This is a genomic window from Rhizobacter sp. Root1238 (assembly GCF_001425825.1).
Taxonomy (GTDB): Bacteria; Pseudomonadota; Gammaproteobacteria; order Burkholderiales; family Burkholderiaceae_C; genus Rhizobacter.
In genome coordinates, this window is the sequence record NZ_LMDM01000023.1 from 203554 (window position 1) to 229377 (window position 25824).

The window sequence follows — 25824 nt, forward strand, 5'->3', positions numbered from 1 at the left end:
CATTTCCTTCGGAAGCCACTACCCGTGTCCACCTCCGCCTCCAACGACCGTGCCTTCTTCGGCCACCCCGCCGGCCTCGGCTGGCTCGCCTTCTGCGAGCTCTGGGAACGTTTCTCGTACTACGGCATGCAGGCCCTGCTGGTGCTGTACCTCACCAACTACCTGTTCCTGCCCGAGAACATCGGCAACGTCGCCGGCATCGATGCGATCCGCGGCGCCATCGAGAACGTCACCGGCCCGCGCACGCCGCAGCAGCTCGCCTCCGTGGTGTTCGGGCTCTACGCGGGCTTCGTCTACCTGACGCCGCTGTTCGGCGGCCTGCTCGCCGACCGCGTGCTCGGCCGCACGAAGACCGTCGTGATCGGCGCGGTGCTGATGGCCACCGGCCACTTCCTGATGGCCTTCGAGGCCAGCTTCTTCTTCGCGCTGCTGTGCCTGCTGATCGGCGTCGGCTGCTTCAAGGGCAACATCGCGGCGCAGGTCGGCGACCTGTACGCGCCCGGCGACAAGCGCCGCGCGAGCGCGTTCCAGATCTTCATGCTGGCGGTGCAGATCGCGGTGATCGTCGCGCCGATCGTCTGCGGCACGCTGGGCGAGAAGGTGGCCTGGCACTGGGGCTTCGGCGCTGCCGGCGTCGGCATGGTGATCGGCCTGTTCGTCTACCTCGGCGGCCGGCGCCACCTGCCGCCCGAGCCGCTGCGCGAGCGCCGCGCCGAGAAGGCGGCCGGCGTGGCCGTGCCGCGCGCCGCCATGAGCGCGGCCGAGAAGGGCCGCCTGGTGCTGCTGGTTGCGCTGATCCCGGTGCTGATGGGCACGGTCGTCGGCAACCAGCAGTACAACAACGCCTTCCCGCTGTGGTCGCAGCAGCACATGGACCTGGTGCTGTTCGGCTGGCAGGTGCCGGTGAGCTGGCTGCAGGCGATCGACGCCGTCGCGAGCACCGCGGCGATGATCGGCTCGATCGCGTTCTGGCGCTGGTGGGCGACGCGCCGTCGCGAGCCGGACGAGATCACGAAGATGGCGCTCGGCTCGCTGATCGCCGCCGCCGCGCCCTTGCTGCTGGTGATCGCCTCCGGCATCGTCGACCATTCGCACGAGAAGGTCGGCTTCGGCTGGGCCATCGGCTACGCGGTCCTCAACGACATCGGCTTCGCGAACGTGATGCCGGTCGGGCTGGCGCTGTACTCGCGCACCGCGCCGCACAAGCTCGAGGGGCTGATGATGGGCACCTACTACCTGCACCTGTTCCTGGCCAACACCTTCGTCGGCTGGCTGGCGGGCTTCCTCGAGACGATGCCGGGGCAGCAGTTCTGGGGCCTGCATGCGGCGCTGGTCGCCGGGGCCGGCGTGCTGCTGCTGGTCGTGAAGCTGGTGTTCGGCAAGCTGCTGGCGCCGACGGCGGTCGACAACGGGCAGGGCGCGTCGCCGGCCGCGAGCGGCGCGGTGCCGGCTCACTGAGCCGGCGGGTCCATCTCGAAGGCCGGCACCTGCCGGCCGTCGATGTCGGTGAAGCCGAACTCCTGCGCCAGGTCGCCGACCCGCAGCACCTGGCCGCTGCGCCCCATCACCTGCGGGTCGCCCGCCAGCGCCGCAACGGCACGGCCCAGGTAGCGCGGCGACTCGGTGCGCGCGAGGGCCGGCCGCTCGTGCCAGTGCGCCTCGTCGGTGTGGTGGCCCGCCAGCACGAACTCGGTGCGCATCCAGCCGGGCGACACCGCGACCGAGGCCACGCCATGCGGCCTCAGCTCTTCGGCGATGCCGAAGGCCAGCCGCGTCATGCCGGTCTTCGCGAGGTCGTAGAACAGGTTGCCGCGCAGGTAGCGGCCGCGGTCCCAGAAGGTGGTCGTGACGATCAGGCCGTGGCCCTGCTTCACCATCAGCGGCGCGGCATGCCGGCTCGACAGCAGGTGGTTGCGCACGCCGCGGTCGATCATCGAATCCCAGTGCGCGAGCGGGTGCGCCCAGAACGGCGCGTCGAACACCCCGTCGAAGGTTTCGTGGCCGCCCCAGGCGTTGTTGACCAGCAGGTCGATGCGGCCGTGCTCGCGCTGCACGCGGGCGAACAGCGCGGCCACCTCGCCGTCCTGCGTGTGGTCGCAGCGCACCGCGATGCCGTGGCCGCCGAGCCGCGTCACCTCGTCGGCGGTGTCGTCGATGCTGCCGGGCACGGCGGTCATTTCCGACAGCCCGAGCAACTGGCCGTAGGACTGCGCGGGTTGCGCACGCGTGCTGCGCCCGGTCACGTAGACGGTGGCACCGGCGGCGCCCAGTTCGATCGCGCAGCCGCGCCCGGCACCGCGGCTCGCGCCGGTCACCACCGCCACGCGGCCCTGCAGCGGGCGTGGGTTGCTGTCGTTCGTCATCGGGGTCTCCTGGTTGCGATGGCGCCGATCTTCGGCGGCGATCACGCGGCGGTCTTGGAAGATTCCGCAATCGCGAGACGCCGGTACTCGGCCGGCGTGCAGCCGCACAGCGCACGGAACTCGTTGGCCAGGTGCGACTGGTCGAAGAATCCACCGTCGAGCGCCACCTCGGCCCAGCTGCGCTGCGGCTGCGCACGCAGCTCGCGCAGGCAGCGGTGCAGGCGCGCGAGCCGGCTCCAGCGGCGCGGCGAGAGCCCGAACTGCGCGTCGAAGAGCTGCTGCAGCCGGCGCTCGCCGAGCCCGACCGCGGCGGCGAGCGCCGGCACCGGCAGCCGGCCGCCGGCCTGCATCAGCAGGCGCAGCGCCTGCACGGCCGGCCGGTGCTCGGTGATGGACACGTGGCGCAGCCGCTGCAGCAGCGCCTGCTGCACGACCCGCACGCGGCTCGCGTCGTCTTCCAGGTCGCCGAGGGCGGACAAGGCCTCGCCACCGGCACGCGGCCACAGCGATTGAAGCGGCAGCGCCAGCCCGGCGATCTCGCCGACCGGTAGCCCGAGCAACGTGGCCGCCGCCCCGTGGCGCAGCGTGATCGCGAGCCCGGCCATGCGGCCCGACAGGCGCAGCACCGCCGGTGTCGTCGACGGGCCGATCGCGAGCAGGGTCCGGCGCGCATCGGGGCCGGCCGCCGGTGCATCGCCCCACTGCACGACGAGGCGCACCGCGCCGTCGGGAATCACGCGTTCGACGACCTCGGTGCCCGGCGCGAAGCGCTCGCGGTACAGCAGCATCTGGGCGACGAAGGGCCGCAGCGCGGCGGGCAGCGGCAGCACCTGCAGGCTGGCGGCGGGCGTGCCGGATTCCGGGCCTTGGACGGGGTCTTCGTCGAGTCGAAGGAACAGGCGCTGGGCCAACGGTCGCCTCCATCGGGGTGCACGACCTGCAGCATAGGGGCAACAGGGCCTACGATTCGCCGCATGGACCGCATCCCCCCGTCCCGCCTGCAGGCACTCGCCGTCGCGCTGCTGCTCGCGCTCGGCAGCCCGGCCCGGGCGGCCGACGCGCTGCAGAACTGGTTCGACGACCCGTTCTTCCAGGTCAGCGCCGCGCTGCCCGACTGCCCGTTGCCGGCCGGTCCGTTCACCGACGAGGCCGACCGCCGCGTGCAGGCGCACCGCCGGCTCGAGAAGGGAACGACCTGCTGGCTCGCGAAGGAATGCGACCGGCCGAACGCCTACGCGTACGACGCCGACATCGCCGCGGCGATCCGCGCGGCGTTCCAGCCGCCGGCCGGCGAGCGCACGCCGTTCCCCGACACGACGCTGTGGGTCACCGTGCAGGGGCGCGTCGTCTACCTCGAAGGCTGTGCGCGCGACGATGCCGAGGCCGCCCGACTCGAGACCTTCGTGCGGGCGCTGCCGCACGTGCAGCAGGCGACCGCGATCCTGCGCACCGATCCGGCGGCCCGGCCGCCGTACAAGACCCGGCCTGCGACACTCCCGCGTTGACACCATGAGCGCCGACGCCCCCACCTACACCATCGCCGTGCGCGAGCTGTGCGAGTTCACCGCCAAGCAGGGCGACCTCGACCTGCGTTTCACGCCCGGCCCGTCGGCGCAGGAAGGCATCGCCGGGCATGCGATGGTGGCGTCGCGCCGCGGCGGACGCTACCAGGCGGAGGTCAGCCTGAGCGGCACGCACGGTGCGCTGCGGGTGCGCGGCCGCGCCGACGGCTACGACCCCGACAAAGGCCTGGTCGAAGAGATCAAGACGCACCGCGGCGACCTCGCGCGCCAGCCGGCCAACCACCGCCACCTGCACTGGGCGCAGGCGAAGATCTACGGCGCCTTGCTGTGCCAGCGCTTCGAACTGTCGAAGCTGCGCGTCGCGCTCGTCTACTACGACGTCGGCACGCAGCAGGAAACGGTGTTCAGCGAAGCCTGCAGCGCGGCCGAGCTGCGGCAGTTCTTCGAGCAGCAGTGCGAGCGCTTCCTGGCCTGGGCCGCGCAGGAGCTGGCGCACCGCGGCGCGCGCGATGCGGCGTTGCAGACCCTGCGCTTTCCGCATGCCGATTTCCGCGCCGGCCAGCGCCCGCTGGCCGAAGCGGTGTACCGCGCGGCGAGCGGCGGCCGCTGCCTGCTCGCGCAGGCGCCCACCGGCATCGGCAAGACCATCGGCACGGTGTTCCCGTTGCTGAAGGCCAGCCCGGCGCAGCGGCTCGACAAGCTGTTCTTCCTCGCCGCCAAGACGCCCGGCCGCGGCCTGGCGCTGGAGGCGCTGCGGCGCATCACCGGCCCCGCCGACGCACCGCCGCTGCGGGTGGTCGAACTGGTCGCACGCGACAAGGCCTGCGAGCACCCCGACAAGGCCTGCCATGGCGACTCGTGCCCGCTCGCGCGCGGCTTCTACGACCGGTTGCCGGCGGCGCGCAGCGCGGCGCTCGACACGGCAGCGGGCCCGCTCGACCAGGCCCGCGTGCGCGAGGTCGCGCTGGCCCACCAGGTCTGCCCCTACTACCTGAGCCAGGAGCTGGTGCGCTGGGCCGACGTGGTGGTCGGCGACTACAACTACTGGTTCGACCTCGGCGCCATGCTGCACGGCCTGACGCTCGCGAACGAATGGCGCGTCGGCGTGCTGGTCGACGAGGCGCACAACCTGCTGGAACGCGGCCGCAAGATGTATTCGGCCGAGCTGCAGCAGGCCGACGTGGCCGCGCTGCGCAGCAAGGCGCCGCCCGCGGTGAAGCCGGCGCTCGACCGCCTGCACCGCGCGTGGAGTGCGCTCAACAAGGCGCAGGCGGACGATTTCGCGGTGCACGAGAAACCGCCCGCGGCCTGGCGCGACGCGCTGCAGAACGCGATCGCGGCGCTGGGCGAGCACTTCGCCGACGGCCAGTCGCCGAATGACACGCCGCTGCTGCGCTTCTACTTCGACGCGCTGCACGTGATGCGCGTGCTGGAGCTGCTGGACGAGAACTCGCAGGTCGACCTGACGGTCACCGAACGCCGCGCCACCCGCACCCGCTCGACGCTGTGCGTGCGCAACCTGATCCCGGCGCCGCACCTGCGCGGGCGCTTCGCGGCGGCGCACACCACGACGCTGTTCTCGGCCACGCTGACGCCGCCCGGCTTCCATGAAGACACGCTGGGGCTGCCGGAGCGCACCGCATGGATCGATGTCGAATCGCCGTTCGAGGCACGGCAGTTGTCGGTGCGCATCGCGCGCCATATCTCGACCCGGTGGCAGCAGCGGGCGCAGTCGCTCGCCCCCATCGTCGCGCTGATCGCGCGGCAGTACGCGCAGGCGCCGGGCAACTACATGGCGTTCTTCAGCAGCTTCGACTACCTGCAGCAGGTGGCCGAGCTGCTGCAGGCGACGCACCCCGGCGTGCCGCAGTGGTCGCAGTCGCGCGCGATGGACGAGGCGTCGCGTCAGCAGTTTCTCGCGCGCTTCACCGAACACGGGCAGGGCATCGGCTTCGCGGTGCTGGGCGGTGCGTTCGCCGAAGGCATCGACCTGCCGGGGCGGCGCCTGATCGGGGCGTTCGTCGCGACGCTCGGATTGCCGCAGGTGAACCCGGTGAACGAATGCCTGCGCGAGCGGATGGAGCAGCGTTTCGGGGCCGGCTACGACTACGCGTACCTGTACCCGGGGTTGCAGAAGGTCGTGCAGGCGGCCGGGCGGGTGATCCGGACCACCAGCGACGAAGGCGTGGTGATCCTGATCGACGACCGCTTCGCGAAGCCGCAGGTGCGGGGCCTGTTGCCGGCGTGGTGGCACGTCGGCATCGATGCGGTCGCCCCGCCGCGGCGCGACGAGGCCGAGCTCTGCTGAACCGCTCTTACTGAACCGTTTCCTTCGCCGCGGCCTTGGCCTTCTTGCCGTGGCTCTTCGCCTTGGCCTTGTGCACCTTCGCCTTGGTCTTGTGCACCGTGCTCGACGGCTCATCGGTCACGGCACCCTTGACGTTCTCGGTGCCTTGCTTCGCGGTCTCGGCGGTCGCCTTGGCGCCTTCCTTGACGGCGGTGCCGGCCTGCGCGAACGCGGTGCCGGCAGCGAACAGCAACGCGAAGATGGATATGAGCTTTTTCATGAAGGTCCTCCTGGATGGGGTGCTTATCATCGGCGCCCGCAGTCACTGGCCGTGTCGGACGCGTTCGCCGCTCCGTGTAGGACCAGGAGGCGTTCCGACCCCGTGTTCTGGTACTCCCTGAAACTCGGGCCTGTAAGTTGCTTTACAGTCCGCGAAGTTTTCTGAAACCCAGTTTTCATGACCGTGACGCCTCCCGCCGCCCGTTCCGATGCCCCTGCCTGGGCGGGCCGATTCGCCAGCCTGCCGGTGCTGCAGCAGGTCGCCGCCGGCATGCCGGCGATGCCGGCCGCGATGCAGCGCATGGGCCAGGCCGTGCTCGCGCACCCGTTCAGGGCGGCCACGCTCAACATCGATGAATTCGCCAGCGAGGTCGCGGTGTCGATCGCGACCGCCAACCGCTTCGCCCGGGCGCTGAATTTCGCCGGCTACCCGCAGTTCCGCGCCGAGCTGGCACGCGGTTTCGAGGCCATCCTCGCCCCGGTCGAGAGCCTGCGCAGCAACCTGCGGCAGGCCACCGGCACGCAGCAGGCGATGGTGGCGTCGCTGCGCGAGACGCTGGCGAACCTCGAACACACGCTGCAGGCCTTGCAGCACCAGCCCTGCGAGCAGGCGGTGTCGCTGATCGCCGGGGCCGACCAGGTGCTGACGCTCGGCTGGGGCAGCAGCGCGTACCTGGCGGGCGTGCTGCAGCACGAGCTCGAGCCGCTGTGCTCGCGTGTCGGCAGCCTCGCGCAGGCCGGCGGGCCTTCGCATGCGGCGCGCCAGCTGGTCAAGCGCGGGCCGCGCGACCTGCTGATCGCGCTGGCCTTCCCGCGCTACGTCGAAGACACCATCGCGTTGACGCGGCTGGCGCGCGAGCGCGGCGTCAAGGTGCTGGCGCTGACCGACGAGCCGAGTTCGCCGCTGGTGCCGCTGGCCGACGTGACGCTGTATGCGCATGTCGACCGGCAGGTCGCGCCGACGTCCAATGCGACGGTGCTGGCACTGCTCGAAGCGCTGGTGGCGGCACTCGCGCACCGCACCGAAGGCGCGGTGCAGCGCGCCGAAGAAATGGCCCGCGGCGTGCTGCCGTGGCTGCAGGTCGACCCGGGGCGCGTGCGATGAGTTTTTCAACGACAACGCCCGTGATCGCGATCCATGGCGGCGCCGGCACCCTGTCGCGCGCGTCGATCTCGGCCGAGCAGCAGGCGGCCTACCGCGCCGCGCTCGACGAGATCCTGCGCAGCGCACAGGCGATGCTCGCCGGTGGTGCGCCGGCGATCGACGTCGTCACCGAAGCGGTGCGCCAGCTCGAGGAATGCCCGCTGTTCAATGCCGGCCGCGGCGCGGTCTACACCGCCGACGGCCGCCACGAGCTCGACGCCTGCGTGATGCGCGGCAGCGACCTGGCCGCCGGCGCGGTGGCCGGCGTGCGCACGCTGCGCAACCCGATCCTCGCGGCGCGCGCGGTGATGGAGGCCGGCGGCCCGGTGCTGCTGATCGGCCCCGGCGCCGAGCAGTTCGCCGCCGAGTGCGGCTGCGAGACCGTCGCGCCCGAGTGGTTCGACACGCCGCACCGGCTGGCGCAGCTGCACGCGATGCAGGCCAGCGACCGCATCGCGCTGGACCACGACGCGGCAAGTCATGACGCACCCACCGTGCCCGCGCCGCTCGACGAGCGCGACAAGTTCGGCACCGTCGGCGCGGTCGCGCTCGATGCGCACGGCCACCTGGCCGCCGCCACCTCGACCGGCGGCATGACCAACAAGCGCCCCGGCCGCGTCGGCGATTCGCCGCTGGTCGGCGCCGGCTGCTATGCCAACGACCGCACCGTCGCGGTGTCGTGCACCGGCGTCGGCGAGGCCTTCATGCGCGGCCTGGCGGCCTACGACGTGTCGGCGCTGGTCGAGTACGTCGGGCTGCCGCTGCGCTTCGCCGCGCGCCGCGTCGTGATGGACAAGCTGCCGCCGCTCGGCGGCCGCGGCGGGCTGATCGCCGTCGATGCGCGCGGCAACGTCGCGCTGCCGTTCAACACCGAAGGCATGTACCGCGGCTGGGCCCGGGTCGGCGAAGCGCCGGTGTCTGCCATCTACGCCGACGAAGCGGGCCCCGAACAATGACCAGCACCCCAATGCGCCGCGTGCTCGACGTGCGCAATCTCGGCGTCAGCTTCGCGATCGAAGGCGGGCGGCTGCAGGCGGTGCGCGCGCTCGATTTCCATGTCGATGCCGGCGAGACGCTGGCGATCGTCGGCGAATCGGGTTCGGGCAAGTCGGTGTCGTCGCTCGCGCTGATGCGGCTGGTCGAGCACGGCGGCGGCCGCATCGACAGCGGCGAGATGTGGCTGACGCGCCGCGACGGCGAGCGCGTCGACCTGGCCCAGGCCGATGCGCGCCGCATGCGCAGCCTGCGCGGCGCCGACCTCGCGATGGTCTTCCAGGAGCCGATGACCTCGCTGAACCCGGTGTTCACCGTCGGCCAGCAGGTGGCCGAATCGATCCGCCTGCACCAGGGCCGCTCGCAACGCGAGGCGATGGCCGAGGCGCTGCGCCTGTTCGACCTGGTGCGCATCCCCGAGGCGCGCGAGGTGCTGGGCCGGCACCCGCACCAGCTGTCGGGTGGCATGCGCCAGCGCGTGATGATCGCGATGGCGCTGGCCTGCCGGCCGACGCTGCTGATCGCCGACGAGCCGACCACCGCGCTCGACGTGACGATCCAGGCGCAGATCCTCGCGCTGATCCAGCAGCTGCAGCGCGAGCTGTCGATGGGCGTGATCTTCATCACCCACGACATGGGCGTGGTCGCCGAGATCGCCGACCGCGTGCTGGTGATGCGGCGCGGCGACAGGATCGAATCCGGCGACTGCCGCGCGCTGTTCGCGCAGCCGCAGCAGCCGTACACGAAGGCGCTGCTGGCCGCCGTGCCGCAGCTCGGCGCGATGCAGGGGCAGGACCTGCCGGCGCGCTTCGCATTGCCCGGCGACGAGGTGGTCGCCGCAACACACCAGGTCACGATGCCCGACAGCGTGCGCGCGGACCTGCCGCCGGTACTGTCGGTGCAGGGCCTCGTGACCCGCTTCCCGCTGCGCAGCGGCATCCTCGGCAGCGTGAAGCGCCAGGTGCATGCGGTCGAGCAGATCAGCTTCGAGCTGAAGGCCGGCGAGACGCTGGCGCTGGTCGGCGAATCGGGCTGCGGCAAGTCGACCACCGGCCGCTCGCTGGCGCGGCTCGTCGCGCCGCTGGCCGGCCGCGTCGAGGTGGCCGGGCGCGACATCGCGCCGCTCGAAGGCGCGGCGCTGCAGGCGCTGCGCCGCGACATCCAGTTCGTGTTCCAGGACCCGTACGCGTCGCTCGACCCGCGGCTGACGGTCGGCTACAGCGTGATGGAGCCGCTGCTGCTGCACAAGCTGATGCCGCGGGCCGACGCCGAGGCGCGCGTGCGCTGGCTGCTCGAGAAGGTGGGCCTGCCGGCCGAGGCGGCGAACCGCTACCCGCACGAATTCTCCGGCGGCCAGCGGCAGCGCATCGCGATCGCCCGCGCGCTGGCGCTGAACCCGAAGGTGGTGATCGCCGACGAGGCGGTGTCGGCGCTCGACGTCTCGATCCGCGCGCAGATCGTCAACCTGCTGCTCGACCTGCAGCAGGAGTTCGGCATGGCCTACCTGTTCATCTCGCACGACATGGCGGTGGTGGAGCGCATCAGCCACCGCGTCGCAGTGATGTACCTCGGGCAGATCGTCGAGATCGGCCCGCGCCGCGAGGTGTTCGAGAATCCGCAGCATGCGTACACCCGCCGGCTGATGGCCGCGGTGCCGGTGGCCGACCCGACACGGCGGCACCGGCGCGAGCTGCTGTCCGACGAGATCGCGAGCCCGGTGCGCGCGCTCGGCGACGCGCCGCAGGTCGCGCCGCTGCACCAGGTCGGCCCCGGCCACTTCGTCGCCCGCCATGCAGTCGGCGGTGCCTTTTGATCTGCCCTTGAATTCCCAAGTCGTACCAGCCAGGAGAACATCGATGACATCCCGACATTCCGCTCTCTCTCGATTCGCCGTGGCGCTTGCCGTCGGCGGCACCGCGCTGGCCGCACACGCCGCGAAGGACATCACCGTCGCCGTCGCGTCGACCTTCACGACGACCGACCCGTACGACGCCAACGACACGCTGTCGCAGGCGGTCGCGAAGTCGTTCTACCAGGGCCTGTACGGCTTCGACAAGGACATGAAGATGGTGCCGGTGCTGGCCGAGAGCCACACCGCCAGCAAGGACGGCCTGGTCTACACCGTCAAGCTGAAGACCGGCATCAAGTTCCACGACGGCACGCCGTTCAACGCCGAAGCGGTGAAGGTCACCTTCGACCGCGTGACCAACCCCGACAACAAGCTCAAGCGCTACAACCTCTACAAGAACATCGCGAAGACCGAGGCGCTCGATGCCACCACGGTGCGCTTCACGCTGAAGGAGCCGTTCTCGCCGTTCATCAACACGCTGGCGCATCCGTCGGGCGTGATCATCTCGCCGGCGGCGCTGACGCAGTACGGCAGCAAGGGCATCGCGCAGCACCCGGTGGGCACCGGCCCGTTCAAGTTCGTCGAGTGGAAGGCCACCGACTACCTGAAGGTGGAGAAGTTCGACGGCTACTGGAAGAAGGGCTGGCCGAAGGTCGACAGCATCACCTGGCGGCCGGTGGTCGACAACAACACGCGCGCCGCGGTGATGCAGACCAACGAGGCGCACTTCGCGTTCCCGGTGCCGCCGGAAGCGGTCGAGACGCTGTCGAAGAAGCCGAGCCTGGAGATCACCGCATCGCCGTCGATCATCCAGCGCTACGTGTCGATGAACACGCAGCAGAAGCCGTTCGACAACCCGAAGGTGCGCGAGGCGATCAACTACGCGATCAACAAGGACGCGCTGATCAAGGTGGCGTTCTCCGGCTACGCGATTCCCGCGGAGGGCGTGCTGCCGCACGGCGTGGAATACGCCGCCAAGCTCGGCCCGTGGCCCTACGACCCGGCCAAGGCGCGCGCGCTGCTGAAGGAAGCCGGCTACCCGAACGGCTTCGAGACGACGCTGTGGTCGGCCTACAACCACACGACGGCGCAGAAGGTGATCCAGTTCGTGCAGCAGCAGCTGGCGCAGGTGGGCATCAAGCTGCAGGTGCAGGCGCTCGAAGCCGGCCAGCGCGTCGAGCGTGTCGAGAGTGCGCAGGACCCGGCGACCGCGCCGGTGCGCATGTATTACGTCGGCTGGTCGTCGTCGACCGGCGAGGCCGACTGGGCGCTGCGCCCGCTGCTGGCATCGGAGTCGTTCCCGCCGAAGCTGTTCAACACCGCGTACTACAAGAACGCGGTGGTCGACAACGCGATCGCGAAGTCGCTGGTGACGACCGACAAGGCCGAGAAGGCGAAGCTCTACACCGAAGCGCAGAAGGAGATCTGGAAGGACGCGCCCTGGGCCTTCCTGGTGACCGAGCGGCTGGTGTCGGTGCGGGCGAAGAACCTGTCGGGCTTCTACGTCATTCCCGATGGCAGCTTCAACTTCGACGATGTCGAGTTGAAGTGATCGACCGAGCATGGTCGTCTACCTGATCAAGCGCCTGCTGGGGCTGCTGCCGACGCTGCTGATCGTCGCGGTGCTGGTGTTCGCGTTCGTCCACCTGCTGCCCGGCGATCCGGCGCGGCTGGCGGCGGGCGTCGATGCCGGGCCCGAGACGGTCGAGCTGGTGCGGCGCGACCTCGGGCTCGACCTGCCGCTGCCGCAGCAGTTCGTGCGCTTCTTCAGCCATGCGCTGCAGGGCGACTTCGGGCTGTCGATCCGCAGCAAGCGGCCGGTGTCGACCGAGATCGCCGAGCGCTTCGGCCCGACCTTCTTCCTGACGATCGCGGCGATGGGCTGGTCGGTGCTGCTCGGCCTGGTGCTGGGCGTGGCGTCGGCCGTCTGGCGCAACCGCTGGCCCGACCGGCTGGGCATGACGCTCGCGATCTCGGGCATCTCGTTCCCGTCGTTCGCGCTCGGCATGGTGCTGATGCAGCTGTTCTCGGTGCAGCTCGGCTGGCTGCCCACCGTCGGCGCCGACAGCTGGAAGCACTACATCCTGCCGTCGCTGACGCTCGGCGCCGGCGTGGCCGCGGTGATGGCGCGCTTCACGCGGAGCTCGTTCATCGACATCCTGAAGGAAGACTACGTGCGCACGGCGCGCGCCAAGGGCCTGGGCGAGCTGCCGGTGGTGTTCAAGCACGGGCTGCGCAACGCGCTGATCCCGGTCGTCACGATGATGGGCCTGCAGTTCGGCTTCCTGCTGGGCGGCTCGATCGTCGTCGAGGTCGTCTTCAACTGGCCCGGCATGGGCCGGCTGCTGGTCGACGCGGTCGAGATGCGCGACTACCCGCTGATCCAGGCGCTGGTGCTGCTGTTCTCGCTCGAGTTCATCCTGATCAACCTGCTGGTCGACGTGCTGTATGCCGTGATCAACCCGACCATCCGCTTCCAGTGAACACCACCCCTCCCACCACGACGCCTCCGGCGGCGCCACCCGTTTCACCCGGTGCGGTGCGCACGCCGGCCTCCGAGTTCTGGCGCAAGTTCAAGCGCCAGAAGGTCGCGCTGGTGGCCGGCGTGTTCGTGCTGCTGCTGGTGCTGGTCGCGGCGCTCGCGCCGTGGATCGTGCCTTTCGATGCCGAGAACTTCTTCGACTACGACGCGCTGAACACGCCGCCGTCGGCGAAGCACTGGTTCGGCGTCGACTCGCTCGGGCGCGACATCTTCAGCCGCATCCTGATGGGCGCGCGCATCTCGCTGGCGGCCGGCTTCATCTCGGTGGCCGCCGGCGCGGTGATCGGCACGCTGCTCGGGCTGCTGGCTGGCTACTACCAGGGCTGGTGGGACCGCATCGTGATGCGCATGGCCGACGTGCTGTTCGCGTTCCCCGGCATCCTGCTGGCGATCGGCATCGTCGCGATCCTCGGCAACGGCATGGTCAACGTGATCCTCGCGGTGGCGGTGTTCAGCGTGCCGGCCTTCGCGCGGCTGGTGCGCGGCAACGTGCTGTCGCTGAAGCACCAGACCTACATCGAGGCGGTGCGCTCGATCGGGGCCTCGGACACCGTGATCATGCTGCGCCACCTGCTGCCTGGCACGGTGGCGTCGGTGGTGGTCTACCTGACGATGCGCATCGGCACCTCGATCATCACCGCGGCCAGCCTGTCGTTCCTCGGCCTCGGTGCGCAGCCGCCGACGCCGGAGTGGGGCGCGATGCTGAACGAAGCGCGCGCCGACATGCTGAATGCGCCGCACGTCGCGCTGTTCCCGAGCCTCGCGATCTTCGTCACCGTGCTGGCCTTCAACCTGCTGGGCGACGGCCTGCGCGACGCGCTCGACCCGAAGCTGGACAAGTTCTGATGGAGCTGACGGCGCTCGGAGCGCCGCGCGTGGGCACCTTGCCCGCCGGGGCGCTCGATGCGATCACCGACGTGCCCGGCGTCGCGCTCGGCCACTGCACGCTCGATGACGGCGCGACGCAGACCGGCGCCACCGTGCTGCTGCCGCAGCCGGGCAACCTGTTCCTGCACAAGCTGCCGGCGGGGCTGGCGGTGATCAACGGTTTCGGCAAGAGCGTCGGGCTGATGCAGGTGCAGGAGCTCGGCACGCTCGAATCGCCGATCGCGCTGGTCAGCACGCTGGCGGTCGGCACCGCGGCGACGGCGCTGGTGCGCGATGCGATGGCGCACAACCCCGAACTGACGCGCAGCCTGCCGACGCTGAACCCGCTGGTGTTCGAATGCAACGACGGCTGGCTGAACGATGCACGCACGCTGGCGCTGCAGGAGTCGCATGTGGCGCAGGCGCTGGCGGCGGCGCGCGATGCGCAGCGGGCCGGGCAGGGCGGGTTTGCGCAAGGCAGCGTCGGTGCGGGCCGCGGCATGTCGTGCCACGGTCTGAAGGGCGGCATCGGCAGCGCGTCGCGCCAGGTGGCGTGGCAGGGGCGCCCGCTGACGGTGGGCGCTCTGGTGCTCGCGAACCACGGGCGGCCCGAGGCGCTGACGATCGCTGGCCGCCGCATCGGCGCGGCGTTGCAGGCGCGGGTGGATGCTGAAGGCGGACCGGAGCGCGGCTCGATCATCGTGCTGCTGGCTACCGATGCACCGCTGGATGCGCGGCAACTCGGCCGCGTCGCGCGCCGAGCCGCGGCCGGCCTTGCGCGCACCGGTTCCGACTACGGGCATGGCAGCGGCGACATCGCGCTCGCGTTCAGCACCGCGTGGCGCGTGCCGCAGCGGGCCGACGAGCCGATGCCGGCCCTCGCGATGCTGCACGAAGCGGCGCTCGACGGCGTGTTCCAGGCCGCCGCCGAAGCCACCGAGCAGGCCATCGTGCATGCGCTGTTCGCGGCCACCACGGTGAGCGGCCGCGACGGCCGCACGCGCCATGCATTGACCGAACTCGCGCCCGACTGGCGGGCGCTGATGGAGCAGAGATGAAGACCCCGACGATCCTGGTGGCCGTGGACATCGAAGGCGTGGCCGGCGTGTGGCGCCCCGAGCAGACGCAGGCCGGCAACGGCGACTACGAACGGGCCCGGCGCTGGATGACGCAGGAGGCCGATGCGGCGGTGCGCGGCGCCTTCGCGGGCGGGGCCGGCACGGTGCTGGTCAACGATTCGCACGGCCATTTCGGCAACCTGCTGGCCGACGAGATCGATCCGCGCGCACAGCTGATCCAGGGCAAGCCGCGGCAGCTCGGGATGATGGCCGGCGTTGATCAGAACGTCGACGGCGTGCTGATGATCGGTTGGCATTCGCGCGCGAAGAGCCGTGGCGTGCTGGCGCACACCACGAGCAGCTTCGCGTTCGCGCGGGTCTGGCTCGGCGGGCTGGAGCTCGGCGAGATCGGGCTGTATGCGGCACTGGCCGGCGAGTTCGGCGTGCCGGTGCTGATGGCCAGCGGCTGCGACGTGATGGCGGCCGAGGTCGCTGCACTGCTGCCGGGCGTGGCCTGCACCGTCGTCAAGTGGTCGGAGGGCGCGCGCAGCGGGCGCTCGTTGTCGCCGGCGCAGTCGCGCGCGGCGATCGAGGCGGCTTCGCGCGACGCCGTGCAGGGCGTGGCCGCCGCGCCGCGCGCGCCGTGGCGGCTGCCCACGTCGCCGATGCTGCGGGTGCAATGCCAGACGCCCGCGCTGGCCGATGCGTTTGCGCTGTGGCCCACGGTGCAGCGCGAGGACGCCGAGACGATCTCGGTCGCCTGCGGCACGGTGCACGAGGCCGTGCGCAGCCTGAACGCGCTGTCGGTGATGGCGAACGCCTTGCGCTGATCCTCCGCGGCGCGGGCCGGGTTGACAGCCGCGGGATCGCTCTTTATATTTCCACTTGGTTATATAAAGACGAGGCCATGCGATGGGTTCCGATGTGCTCGACCTGACCTTCGCTGCGCTGGCCGATCCGACGCGCCGGGCGATGCTGGCGCGGCTCGCGTCGGGCGAGGCGACGGTCAATGAACTGGCCGAGCCGTTCGCGCTGTCGCAGCCGGCGATCTCGAAGCACCTGAAGGTGCTGGAGCGCGCCGGGTTGATCTCGCGCAGCCGGGCCGCGCAGACGCGGCCGTGCCGGCTCGAGGCGGCGCGGCTGCAGGACGTCGCGCAGTGGGTCGCCCCGTACCGCGCGCTGTGGGAAGACAGCTTCGACCGGCTCGATGCCTTCCTGCAGTCCACGCAGGCCTCCACCACCCCCACAACCACGCCGACACCGAAAGGAAAACGCCATGTCCGCAAGCCCTGACACGACGAGCTTCGTCATCACCCGCGAATTCCGGCAGCCGCGCGCCGTCGTCTGGAAAGCCTGGAGCGAGCGGGCGCAGTTGCAGCGCTGGTGGGGCCCGAAGGGCTGCACGATCGAGGTGCGCCGCTTCGAGTTCCAGCCGGGCGGCTTCTTCCACTACGCGATGCATTTCGACGGCGCGCCGACGATGTGGGGCCGCTTCAACTACCGCGAGATCGTCGCCGGCGAGCGGCTGGTGTGGCTCAACTCGTTCGCGAATGCGCACGGCGGCATTGCGCGCGCACCGTTCAGCGCGGACTGCCCGATGGAGATCGAGAACGCGGTGACGTTCTCGGAACAGGGCGGCATCACGACGGTGCGGCTGCAGGCGAGGCCGTTCGGCGAAGAGGCGGCGGAGCGCCAGTTCTTCGACAACTTGCAGCCCTCGATGGCGCAGGGCTATGGCGGCACGTTCGACCAGCTGGCGGCGCACCTGAGCTGAACGAAGAGCGTGGGGAGGACTGGAAACGCACCAAGCCGCCGGTTCGGCAAAGGCGCGGGTGGGCGGGCTGTGGCGCGCCAATAGGGACGGGGCGCCGGAGCTGGCTGGTTGGATGGCCCCGCGCGCAGCGCGTTCGTGAACTGACTGTCGCCGACTGTTTGACCACAACGAACGAAGTGAGTGGCGGGAGTTTCGGCGACGGGCCATCCAACCAGCCAGCGGAGGGAAGTCGTCGGCCCCCGTGGGCCGATGACCGCCCCGTCCGGCGTGCCACAGCCCGCCCACCCGCGCCTTTGCTCGCGCCGATGCCCGATGCCCGATGCCCGAGGCCCGAGGCCCGAGGCCCGAGGCCCGAGGCCCGAGGCCCGAGGCCCGAGGCCCGGACGCCCCGATGCGGCATCATGCCAACCCAGCATGAACCCCACCGCCCCCACCCCCCAGCTCGCCACCCTGCCCAACGGCCTGCGCGCCATCGCGATCCCGATGCCGTGGCGGCAGACGGTCAGCCTCAGCGTCTTCATCCGCACCGGCAGCCTGCATGAATCGCGGCAGCTCAACGGCATCAGCCACGTCGTCGAGCACATGGCCTTCAAGGGCACGCAGTCGCGCGACTGCCAGCGCATCAACCTCGATGCCGAACGCCTCGGGGCCGAGGTCAATGCCCACACCGACAAGGACCACACCGCCTTCCACATCGAGGGCCTCGCGCGCGACGTGCCGGCCTTCGTCGGCCTGCTCGCCGACATCGTGCTGCACAGCACCTTCCCGGCCGAGGAGCTGGAGCGCGAACGCCAGGTCATCGAGCACGAGTTCACCGAGTTCGAGGAAGACCCGGCCGCGATGGCCTTCCAGCTGTTCGACCGCGCCTGCTACGGCATGCACCCGGCCGGCCAGCCGGTGATCGGCAACCGCGCCAACCTGAAGCGCTTCAGCCGCGACGACCTGCTGTCCTATGTCCAGCGCCAGTACACCGCGGCCAACGTGATCGTCGCGGCGGCCGGGCCGGTCGATGTCGACGCCTTCGTGCGCGCGGTCGATTCCGCGTTCGCCGCGATGCCCGCCGGCGAGCCGAACGCGGTGCCGCATCCCGACTGGCACGGCGGCCTGAAGCTGCGCCGCATGTCGGGCAGCGCCCAATGCCACACGGTGCTCGGCTTCGAGGCCCCGGCGCTCGCCGACGACCGCCACGTCGACAGCGTGCTGGCCGCCGCGCTGCTCGGCGAGGGCATGAGCTCGCCGCTGCTCGACGAGATCCGCGAGCGGCGCAGCCTGGCGTACTTCGCGTCCTGCTCGGCCGACATCCTGCCGTCGTCCGGCCAGTTCGTCATCGAGGCCGCGACCGCGCCGGCGCAGGCCGACGAGTTCCTCGAGGCCGTCGCCGACCTGCTGCGCCGCCAGGCCGACGGCACCGATGCGGTCGGCCTGGAGCGCGCCCGCAACCAGATCGCGGTGCGCACGCTGCGCGCCCTCGACCAGCCGACCCGCCGCATCGAATCGGCGGTGCAGGACGTCTTCACGTTCGGTCGGCTGCGCGACAGCGGCGAGTGGCTCGCCCGGCTGCAGGCCGCGTCGGCGCACGACGTGCGCGAGGTGTTCGCCCGCCTGCTGCGCGGCACCGCCGCCATCGCACTCGCCGGCAGCGTGCCGGTGCGCGCGCGCGAGCGCGCCAGCGCGCTGTTCAACGGCGAAACCGCGCACTGACGACGGTCGCGACCGGCTCGAAGCCCACCTCCAGCACGCTGCAGCCGTTCCACGCGCACAGGTCCCCGCTGCGGGCGGACTGCAACGCGAGCTTCTGCCCGGTGTCGTCGGCCACCAGGTGCCGGCCCTCGCGCGTGAAGCCGCTCGCGTTCGCCCAGCTGTAGAAGCCGATGCAGGCATCGGCACTGACCGCCATGAAGCGCGGGAAGTCGCTCGCGGGCTGGGGCGCCCCGCACCAGCTCGTCGCCAGGTAATAGACGGCGCCGTTGTAGGGGCAGGTCTGCAGCAGCAAGGCGCGCCGGATGTCGGGCACCAGCATGGCCCATTCGGAGGCACTTTCGCCCAGCCATCCGACGTGCGCGCCGTCGCGCCACAGCGACAGCCGGAACACCGTCGCGGTGGACGGCACGGGCGCGGGCGGGTGCGTGTCGCGGGACATGTCGAGCACTGTGGTCGATTCGCCGAGGGCCGCGCTGAATTTGCGGCTGAATTGTCCTGAAACACGCTGAAACGGCCTCAGGCCTGCCAATGCAGTGCCGATAACCGGGACGCAATTCACACGAATTGCGTCGCAAAGCCAATTCTGAAGCCCATTCATGCAGGACGACGCACCCGTCGCACCTGCCGAAAAGCAAACGTTTCAACACCATTGAGACATTGAACTCAATGTTCAGGGAGAAAAAATGAATCTGTCGAACCTCCGCATCGGTTCGCGTCTCGCGCTGGCTTTCTCGGTCGTCATCGCGCTGCTGCTGGTCATCCTCGCGGTCGCCACCTCGGTCCTCAACGGGCTGAGTTCGGTGATGGACAGCGTGGTCGACGACCGCTACGCGCAGATCGCCCTCGCCAACAAGATCAAGACGGTGGGCGACCACGGCGCCGTGACGATCGGCCGCATCCTGCTGTCCAGCAACCCCGACCAGCTGAAGAAGTACATGGACGAGTACGCCTCGATCCGTGCCGCGAACACGCAGAACCTCGCCGACTTCGAGAAGATGCTGCACACCGACGAGGACAAGTCGCAATTCGAGGAGCAATCGAAGGCGCGCAAGGAGTACGGCGTGGTCGTGCGCAAGGTCTTCGACCTGATGGCCGCCGGCAAGCGCGACGACGCGATGGCCGTCTACCAGGACGAGATGGCCGCCCCGCAGGCGCGCTATTACGCGCTGATCGACAAGATGGTGGCCCGCCAGTCGCAGAGCATGCTCGACGACGTGGCGACCGCCAAGGGCAGCTCGCGCACCGCGAAGCTGCAGATGATCGGCGCCTCGATCCTGGCCGTGCTACTCGGCCTCGGCACCGCCTGGACCATCACCCGCTCCATCACCCACCCTATCCAGAGGGCGATCGACCTCGCCGAATCGGTCGCCGCGGGCAACCTGACCTACCAGGTCGGGGTCCAGAGCAAGGATGAGGTGGGCCGGCTGATCACCGCGCTGCAACACATGGTCGACAGCCTGCACCGCATCGTCTCCGAGGTGCGGACCGGGGCCGACACCATCTCGACCGCGGCGCACGAGGTGTCGCAGGGCAACACCGACCTGTCGGCCCGCACCGAGCAGCAGGCGAGCGCGCTGGAGCAGACGGCGTCGGCGATGGAGCAGCTGACGTCCGCCGTGAAGCTGAGCGCCGACAACGCGAGCCAGGCCAACCAGTCGGCGGTGTCGGCGTCGAGCGTCGCGACGCAGGGCGGCCAGGTGGTCGGCCAGGTCATCGACACGATGAGCACGATCTCGACCTCGTCGAAGAAGATCGCCGACATCATCGGCGTGATCGACGGCATCGCGTTCCAGACCAACATCCTCGCGCTGAACGCCGCCGTCGAGGCGGCGCGGGCCGGCGAGCAGGGCCGCGGCTTCGCGGTGGTGGCCAGCGAGGTGCGCAGCCTCGCGCAGCGCAGCGCGACGGCCGCCAAGGAGATCAAGTCGCTGATCGACGCGTCGGTGAACCAGGTCGACGAAGGCAGCAAGATGGTCGAGCAGGCCGGCGTCACGATGAAGCAGGTCGTCAGCAGCATCAAGCGCGTCAGCGAGATCGTGGCCGAGATCAGTGCGTCGGCCCGCGAGCAGAGCATGGGCATCGAGCAGGTCAACAGCGCGATCCTGCAGATGGACGATTCCACGCAGCGCAATGCCGCGATGGTCGAGCAGGGCACCGCATCGGCCCGCGCGCTGCAGGACCAGGCGAAGCAATTGACGGACGTGGTCCGCTCGTTCGCCCTGTGACGTTCCGACGTTCCGGGATGTGCGAGACCGTGCCGCACGCGGCACGGGGGTGAGAGGAGACAGTCGATCGGACGGCAGGCGCCACCAGAGCGCCGACCGGTCCGCGTTCGCGCAGTTCGCTCCATGGATCACTTCACCGCAGTTTCTGTCAGGGAGGACGGAATGTTGACCACTTCGCTTCACGAGGACGCACGCCTGCGTCCCGTCCGGCTCACGCCGGACATCCACCGCTTCGTCGAGGCGCACCGCGCGCACGGGCACCGCCATGCGGCGCTCGACCCGCTCGGCGTGTCGCGGCCGCTCGATGCGCAGGGCTTGTCGCTGCACCGCTTCGGGCTGTCACCCGCCGACGCGTTGACGCCCGACGGCACGCCGTGGCTGGGCGCGCGCGATGCGCGCGAGCTCGACCGGCGCCTGAAGGCCGCGTACTGCGGGCCGCTCGCGCTCGACGCTTCGGCGGTGCGCGACGACGCGCGCCGCGCGTGGCTGCAGGCGCAGATGGAGGCCGTGCCGGTAGCTGCTCCGCCGGGCACCGGGCTGCTCGACCGGCTGATCCGGGTGCAGGCCTGGGAACACCACCTGGCGCGGCGCTTTCCGCATGCCAAGCGCTTCTCGCTCGAAGGCTGCGAGGCGCTGCTGCCGCTGCTCGACGCGCTGCTCGAACGCGCCGCGTCGCACGGCGTAGGCGAGGTGTTCATGGGCATGCCGCACCGCGGCCGCGTCAACGTGCTGGTCAACCTGCTGGGCTTGCCGGCGGCCGAGGCGATGGGCTACCTCGATCCGCAGGCGCGCGATCCGGAGCAGCACCTCGACCTCGTCTACCACCTGGGCGGCCACCGCCGCATCGCGACGCGGCACGGCGAGATCGGGCTGACGCTCGCGCACAACCCGTCGCACCTGCAGAGCGTGTACCCGGTGGTGGCCGGCATGGCGCGCGCAAGCCAGGCGCGCCATGGCGACCGCCACGCGATGGCGGTCGTGCTGCACGGCGATGCCGCGTTCGCGGGGCAGGGCGTCGTGATGGAGACACTGGCGCTGACGCAGAAGCACGGCTATTCGACCGGCGGCCTGGTGCACGTGATCATCAACAACCAGCTCGGCTTCACCGAACCGAACGCGATGGACGCGCAGGCCGCGCGCTACTGCACCGATGTGACGCGCATGGTCGACGCGCCGGTGCTGCGCGTGAATGCCGAGGCGCCGGAGCAGCTGCTGCGGGCGGCGCAGATCGCACTCGCGTACCGCGCGCAGTTCGGCGCCGACATCGTGATCGACCTGATCGGCTACCGCCGGCTCGGCCATTCCGAGCACGACGTGCCGGCGCTGACCAGCCCGGGCGTGTACCCGCTTGCCGAGCTGAAGCCCTCGGTCGTCGAGGTGCACGCTGCCGCGCTGGTGGCGGCCGGGATCGCGAGCGAGGCCGAACTGGCGTCGCACATCGCCGGCGGGCGTGCCGCGGCGATCGAGGCGTTCTCCGGCAAGGCGCCTTCAGGCAGGACGCCCGCGGACCCGGCCGTGCGGGCTGCCGCAGCACCGTCGCGTGCAGCCTGGTCGCGCGAGCGCCTGCAGGCCGCCGTGACCGCGATGACGACGCTGCCGGCCGGCTTCCAGCCGCACCCGGTGATCCACACGCTGGTGCAGAAGTGGTCGCATGCGGCGCTCGACGACGCGGCCCGCGTCGACTGGTGCTTCGCCGAGAACATGGCCTATGCCTCGCTGCTGGACGCGGGCACCGACGTGCGCGTGTCGGGCCTGGACGTGCGCCGCGGCACCTTCATGCACCGCCAGGCCGTCTGGCACAACCAGGCGGCGACCGGCCCCGGCACCTTCACGCCGCTGCAGCAGATCGATGCCGGTGGAGCGCGCTTCGATGTCGTCAACTCGGTGCTGTCGGAAGAGGCCGTGCTCGGCTTCGAATACGGCTACAGCGTCCAGGATGCGGGCCGCGGCCTGACGATCTGGGAGGCGCAGTTCGGCGATTTCGTCAACGGCGCGCAGGTGTATGTCGACCAGTACATCAGCGCCGGCGAAGCGAAGTGGGGCTGCCGTTCGGCACTCGCGCTGCTGCTGCCGCACGGCTACGAAGGCGTCGGACCGGAGCATTCGAATGCCTTCCTCGGCCGCTTCCTGCAGCTGTGCGGCGACGACAACCTGCGGGTGGCCTTCCCGTCGACCTCGGCGCAATGGTTCCACCTGCTGCGCCGCCAGGCACTCGACGAACAGGCCAAGCCGCTGGTCGTGATGACGCCGAAGGCGGTGCTGTACGGCGAATCGGCGTCGCATTCGACGGTCGGCGAGCTGCTGGCCGGCGGCTTCGAGCCGGTGCTCGACGATGCGGAATGCGTCGATGCATCGCGAGTGACGCGGGTGCTGGTCTGCAGCGGCAAGCTGTACTACGACCTGCATTGCGCGCGCGTGGCGCAAGGCCTGGCCGACGTGGCGATCGTGCGGCTCGAGCAGCTGTACCCGTTCCCGCAGGCCGGGCTGCGCGCCGTGCTGCAGCGCTACCCGCAGCTGCGCGACCTCGTGTGGGTGCAGGAAGAGACGCGGAACCAGGGCGCCTGGGCCTTCGTGCGCGACGACCTGGCCGACGCCTGCCCGCATGGCGTGGCGCTGCGCGAGGTGTCGCGCGCGGTGACGGCGGCGGGCGCGGTGTCGTCGCAGGCGGTGCACCAGCGGCAGCAGCAGGCGCTGGTGGAGCGCGCGCTGGGAGCTTGATGCCCCAACCGTTCGGGCTGAGCTTGTCGAAGCCTGTGCCTTGCGCGCAGGCCCGTCGACAGGCTCAGGGCGAACGGTGAGGGGGATCTTTCTCGCCCATCCCTCCGTCCGGACCTGCGCGTGACCTCGGGGCAGTCGCATCCAATCGAAACACTGCATCCCCGGGTGCCGGACGACGACCAGGTCACCGATGCCCGGACCGGCCGGCATGCCGACGCTGGCGCAGCGCCGATGCCGCGGTTGCAGGCGGTGACAACCCCGCCGCTCGATTGCGGGTTTGCCCGAAGTGGCAGCATGCCCAGGTGCTCGAAGAATCACGGACTGGAACCGTTTCCACATCGATGCCAGTCCGACCATGAACCTCCTTTCACGCTTTGCCCTGCTGCCACTGGCGGCCCTCGTGCTGGCCGGCACCGCCGCCGCCCACAGCAGTTTCCTGAAGGTCGACGGCCGGCTGGTGCGCAACCAGAATGGCACCGGCGACCCGGTCTACCTGCGCGGCGTGAACCTCGGTGGCTGGCAGGTGCACGAGACCTGGATGTCGCCGCTGGCCGGCGCGAGCGACGACTACACGATGCGCAAGACGCTGAGCCAGCGCTTCGGCGATGCGGGCCGCGACGCGCTGATCAACGCCTACCAGGACAGCTACCTGCAGGAGAAGGACTTCAAGATCCTCAGCGAGCTCGGCATGAGCGCGGTGCGCCTGCCGATCTACTACCTGAACCACATGAACGAGGACGGCAGCTGGAAGCGCGACGCCGCTGGCAAGATCGATTTCCGCCGCATCGAATGGGTGGTGGCGATGGCGAGGAAGTACCGCCTGTACGTGATCCTCGACCTGCATGGCGCACCGGGTTCGCAGAACGGTGCCGACCACAGCGGGCGCATCGGCGGCTCGGGTCAGCTGTGGAACAACACCAGCTTCCAGAACCAGGCGCTGGCCTTCTGGCGCGAGCTGGCCACGCGCTTCCGCAACGAACCGACGGTGGCCGGCTACGACCTGCTGAACGAGCCGTCGCTGAGCTACCCGGCCCCGGCGACGCGGCCCGTGCTGGACATGTACAACCGCTTCTACAACGAGATCCGTGCGGTCGACCCGAACCACATCGTGATCATGGAAGGCATCTGGGACTGGACCGCGATCACCCGGCCGTCGGACTACGGTTGGACCAACGTGATCTACGAGTTCCACTACTACAACTGGGGCAACGACTCGAACTACCAGGCGCAGGCAAGTTTCGTCGACAGCAAGGTCGCGCAGGAGAAGCAGTACCTGTCGTACAACGTGCCGCACTACGTCGGCGAGTTCATGCTGTTCAACCTGCAGAGCAGCTGGGAGTACGCGCTGGGCAAGTACAACGCGGCCGGCTGGCACTGGACGAGCTGGACCTACAAGGGCACCAACGTCGGCAACTGGGCGCTCTACAACAGCACCAATGCCGGTGCCAACACGCCGAACGTCGCGACCGATTCGTACGCGACGATCGAATCGAAGTGGCGCAGCTGGGACGTCGAGAAGAACATGGCGCCCAACACGATGCTGACCGGCGTGTTCAAGGCGGCGCTGACCGGCAGGAACAGCCTGGTCCGCAACCTGCCGTACGAAGGCAGCTGGCGCGCGATCGACAAGCTCGAAGCCGAGCATTTCTATGCGCAGAGCGGCGTCAGCTTCGACGCGGCCGGCGTCGGCAGCTTCGATGCCGGCGACTGGCTGCGCTACATCGACGTCGACTTCGGCAGCGGCGTGGACCGGCTGAAGCTGCGGCTGGCGGTGGATGCCGCCTATGCCGGCAAGCAGATCGAGCTGCACCTCGACAGCCCGACCGGCGCGCACATCGGCACCGTCACGGTGCCGAACACAGGCGGCTGGACCACGTTCCAGGAGGTCACGACGCCGATCCAGCGCAGCAGCGGCGTGCACAACGTCTACCTCGTCGCGAAGGGCGGGCTGGGCGTGGCCAACCTCGACTGGCTGCGGTTCGAGGACTCGACCGGCACCAACACGCCGACGAACCCGCCGACCAATCCGCCCACCAACCCGACCACCGGCCCGGTCGCCGGCCAGACCTATGCGATCGTCGCGAAGCACAGCGGCCGTGCGCTCGACGTGCGCGAGCGCGCCACCACCGACGGCGCGGTGCTGCAGCAGTGGAGCTACGGCGGCAGCAGCAACCAGCAGTGGGTCGCGCAGGGCAACGGCAACGGGCTGTGGCAGCTGCGCTCGGTGGCGAGCGGCAAGTGCGTCGACATCACCGGTGTCAGCACTGCCAACGGCGCGGCGGTGCAGCAATGGACCTGCACCGGCGGCGCGAACCAGCTGTTCAAGCTGGAAGACCAGGGCGGCGGTGCGTACTACCTGCGCGCCTCGCACAGCAACAAGTGCCTGGACGTGACGAACGTGTCGACGTTGGATGGCGCGGCGATCCAGCAGTGGGATTGCGGCGGGGACAACGCGCGCTGGACGTTCCGGGCGCCTTGATCGGGCGGGGGGCCCGGATTGG

21 protein-coding genes are annotated in these 25824 nt (G+C 70.3%); 17 read left to right on the forward strand and 4 right to left on the reverse strand.

Annotated elements, in window-relative coordinates:
- The first annotated feature begins 24 nt into the window (after positions 1-24).
- The gene (locus ASC98_RS17705; RefSeq protein ID WP_056811086.1) at positions 25-1458 is read left to right on the forward strand and encodes a peptide MFS transporter; all 1434 of its coding nucleotides are present in this window, start codon (positions 25-27) and stop codon (positions 1456-1458) included.
- Here the strand turns inward: ASC98_RS17705 and ASC98_RS17710 are convergent.
- Both ASC98_RS17710 and ASC98_RS17715 read right to left on the reverse strand, forming a co-directional pair.
- Positions 1452-2363 carry an SDR family oxidoreductase gene (locus tag ASC98_RS17710; protein WP_056812065.1) on the reverse strand — a complete coding sequence of 304 codons (912 nt, stop codon included), beginning with the start codon at positions 2361-2363 and terminating at the stop codon, positions 1452-1454. The genes ASC98_RS17705 and ASC98_RS17710 overlap by 7 nt on opposite strands.
- A 41-nt stretch (positions 2364-2404) precedes the next feature.
- Positions 2405-3274: a helix-turn-helix domain-containing protein gene (locus tag ASC98_RS17715; RefSeq protein WP_056811083.1), complete on the reverse strand. Its 870-nt coding sequence runs from the start codon at positions 3272-3274 to the stop codon at positions 2405-2407.
- A 63-nt stretch (positions 3275-3337) separates the two neighbouring features.
- On the opposite strand from ASC98_RS17715, the gene ASC98_RS17720 reads away from it, so the two are divergent.
- Positions 3338-3868: a BON domain-containing protein gene (locus ASC98_RS17720; RefSeq protein ID WP_056811080.1), complete on the forward strand. Its 531-nt coding sequence runs from the start codon at positions 3338-3340 to the stop codon at positions 3866-3868.
- A 4-nt stretch (positions 3869-3872) separates the two neighbouring features.
- Positions 3873-6194: an ATP-dependent DNA helicase gene (locus ASC98_RS17725; RefSeq protein WP_056811077.1), complete on the forward strand. Its 2322-nt coding sequence runs from the start codon at positions 3873-3875 to the stop codon at positions 6192-6194.
- Positions 6195-6201: 7 nt separating this feature from the next.
- Here the strand turns inward: ASC98_RS17725 and ASC98_RS17730 are convergent, their stop codons facing one another.
- The gene (locus ASC98_RS17730; protein WP_056820278.1) at positions 6202-6453 is read right to left on the reverse strand and encodes a hypothetical protein; all 252 of its coding nucleotides are present in this window, start codon (positions 6451-6453) and stop codon (positions 6202-6204) included.
- A gap of 177 nt (positions 6454-6630) precedes the next feature.
- Here ASC98_RS17730 and ASC98_RS17735 point away from each other — a divergent pair, with 177 nt between their 5' ends.
- The 11 genes from ASC98_RS17735 (at position 6631) to ASC98_RS17785 (ending at position 18380) form a co-directional block, all read left to right on the forward strand.
- On the forward strand, positions 6631-7557 hold the full coding sequence (locus ASC98_RS17735) for a MurR/RpiR family transcriptional regulator (RefSeq protein WP_082541652.1): 927 nt from the start codon (positions 6631-6633) through the stop codon (positions 7555-7557).
- Positions 7554-8552 (forward strand): isoaspartyl peptidase/L-asparaginase family protein, encoded by a 999-nt coding sequence (locus ASC98_RS17740; RefSeq protein ID WP_056811073.1) that lies wholly within the window; start codon positions 7554-7556, stop codon positions 8550-8552. Before ASC98_RS17735 ends, ASC98_RS17740 begins: the two co-directional genes overlap by 4 nt.
- Entirely contained in the window at positions 8549-10402 is a 1854-nt protein-coding gene (locus ASC98_RS17745; RefSeq protein WP_056811070.1) for a dipeptide ABC transporter ATP-binding protein, read from the forward strand. The genes ASC98_RS17740 and ASC98_RS17745 overlap by 4 nt, the downstream gene beginning before the upstream one ends.
- A gap of 43 nt (positions 10403-10445) precedes the next feature.
- The gene (gene gsiB, locus ASC98_RS17750) at positions 10446-11990 is read left to right on the forward strand and encodes a glutathione ABC transporter substrate-binding protein GsiB (RefSeq protein ID WP_056811065.1); all 1545 of its coding nucleotides are present in this window, start codon (positions 10446-10448) and stop codon (positions 11988-11990) included.
- 10 nt (positions 11991-12000) lie between these two features.
- Entirely contained in the window at positions 12001-12921 is a 921-nt protein-coding gene (gsiC, locus tag ASC98_RS17755; protein ID WP_056811062.1) for a glutathione ABC transporter permease GsiC, read from the forward strand.
- The gene (gene gsiD / locus ASC98_RS17760) at positions 12918-13826 is read left to right on the forward strand and encodes a glutathione ABC transporter permease GsiD (RefSeq protein ID WP_056811059.1); all 909 of its coding nucleotides are present in this window, start codon (positions 12918-12920) and stop codon (positions 13824-13826) included. Before gsiC ends, gsiD begins: the two co-directional genes overlap by 4 nt.
- Positions 13826-14905, forward strand: coding sequence for a P1 family peptidase (locus ASC98_RS17765; RefSeq protein WP_056811056.1), 1080 nt, complete (start codon positions 13826-13828; stop codon positions 14903-14905). The genes gsiD and ASC98_RS17765 overlap by 1 nt, the downstream gene beginning before the upstream one ends.
- Entirely contained in the window at positions 14902-15735 is an 834-nt protein-coding gene (locus ASC98_RS17770; RefSeq protein ID WP_056811053.1) for a M55 family metallopeptidase, read from the forward strand. The genes ASC98_RS17765 and ASC98_RS17770 overlap by 4 nt, the downstream gene beginning before the upstream one ends.
- A gap of 82 nt (positions 15736-15817) precedes the next feature.
- Positions 15818-16198 carry a helix-turn-helix transcriptional regulator gene (locus ASC98_RS17775; protein WP_056811049.1) on the forward strand — a complete coding sequence of 127 codons (381 nt, stop codon included), beginning with the start codon at positions 15818-15820 and terminating at the stop codon, positions 16196-16198.
- A complete protein-coding gene (locus ASC98_RS17780; protein ID WP_056811046.1) occupies positions 16182-16679 on the forward strand; it encodes an SRPBCC domain-containing protein in 498 nt (165 codons plus the stop codon). Before ASC98_RS17775 ends, ASC98_RS17780 begins: the two co-directional genes overlap by 17 nt.
- A gap of 414 nt (positions 16680-17093) precedes the next feature.
- Positions 17094-18380, forward strand: a complete 1287-nt coding sequence (locus ASC98_RS17785) for a pitrilysin family protein (protein WP_056811043.1) — start codon at positions 17094-17096, stop codon at positions 18378-18380.
- On the opposite strand, the gene ASC98_RS17790 is transcribed toward ASC98_RS17785, so the two are convergent.
- A complete protein-coding gene (locus tag ASC98_RS17790; RefSeq protein ID WP_056811040.1) occupies positions 18358-18819 on the reverse strand; it encodes a hypothetical protein in 462 nt (153 codons plus the stop codon). The two genes, ASC98_RS17785 and ASC98_RS17790, sit on opposite strands and share 23 nt — an antisense overlap.
- Positions 18820-19063: 244 nt before the next feature.
- Here ASC98_RS17790 and ASC98_RS32135 point away from each other — a divergent pair, with 244 nt between their 5' ends.
- From ASC98_RS32135 to ASC98_RS17805, 3 genes are all read left to right on the forward strand, one after another.
- A complete protein-coding gene (locus ASC98_RS32135) occupies positions 19064-20605 on the forward strand; it encodes a methyl-accepting chemotaxis protein (RefSeq protein ID WP_056811038.1) in 1542 nt (513 codons plus the stop codon).
- Between the two features lie 162 nt (positions 20606-20767).
- Positions 20768-23323, forward strand: a complete 2556-nt coding sequence (locus ASC98_RS17800; protein WP_235581307.1) for a 2-oxoglutarate dehydrogenase E1 component — start codon at positions 20768-20770, stop codon at positions 23321-23323.
- Between the two features lie 355 nt (positions 23324-23678).
- Entirely contained in the window at positions 23679-25802 is a 2124-nt protein-coding gene (locus ASC98_RS17805; protein ID WP_056811034.1) for an RICIN domain-containing protein, read from the forward strand.
- Positions 25803-25824: the final 22 nt, after the last annotated feature.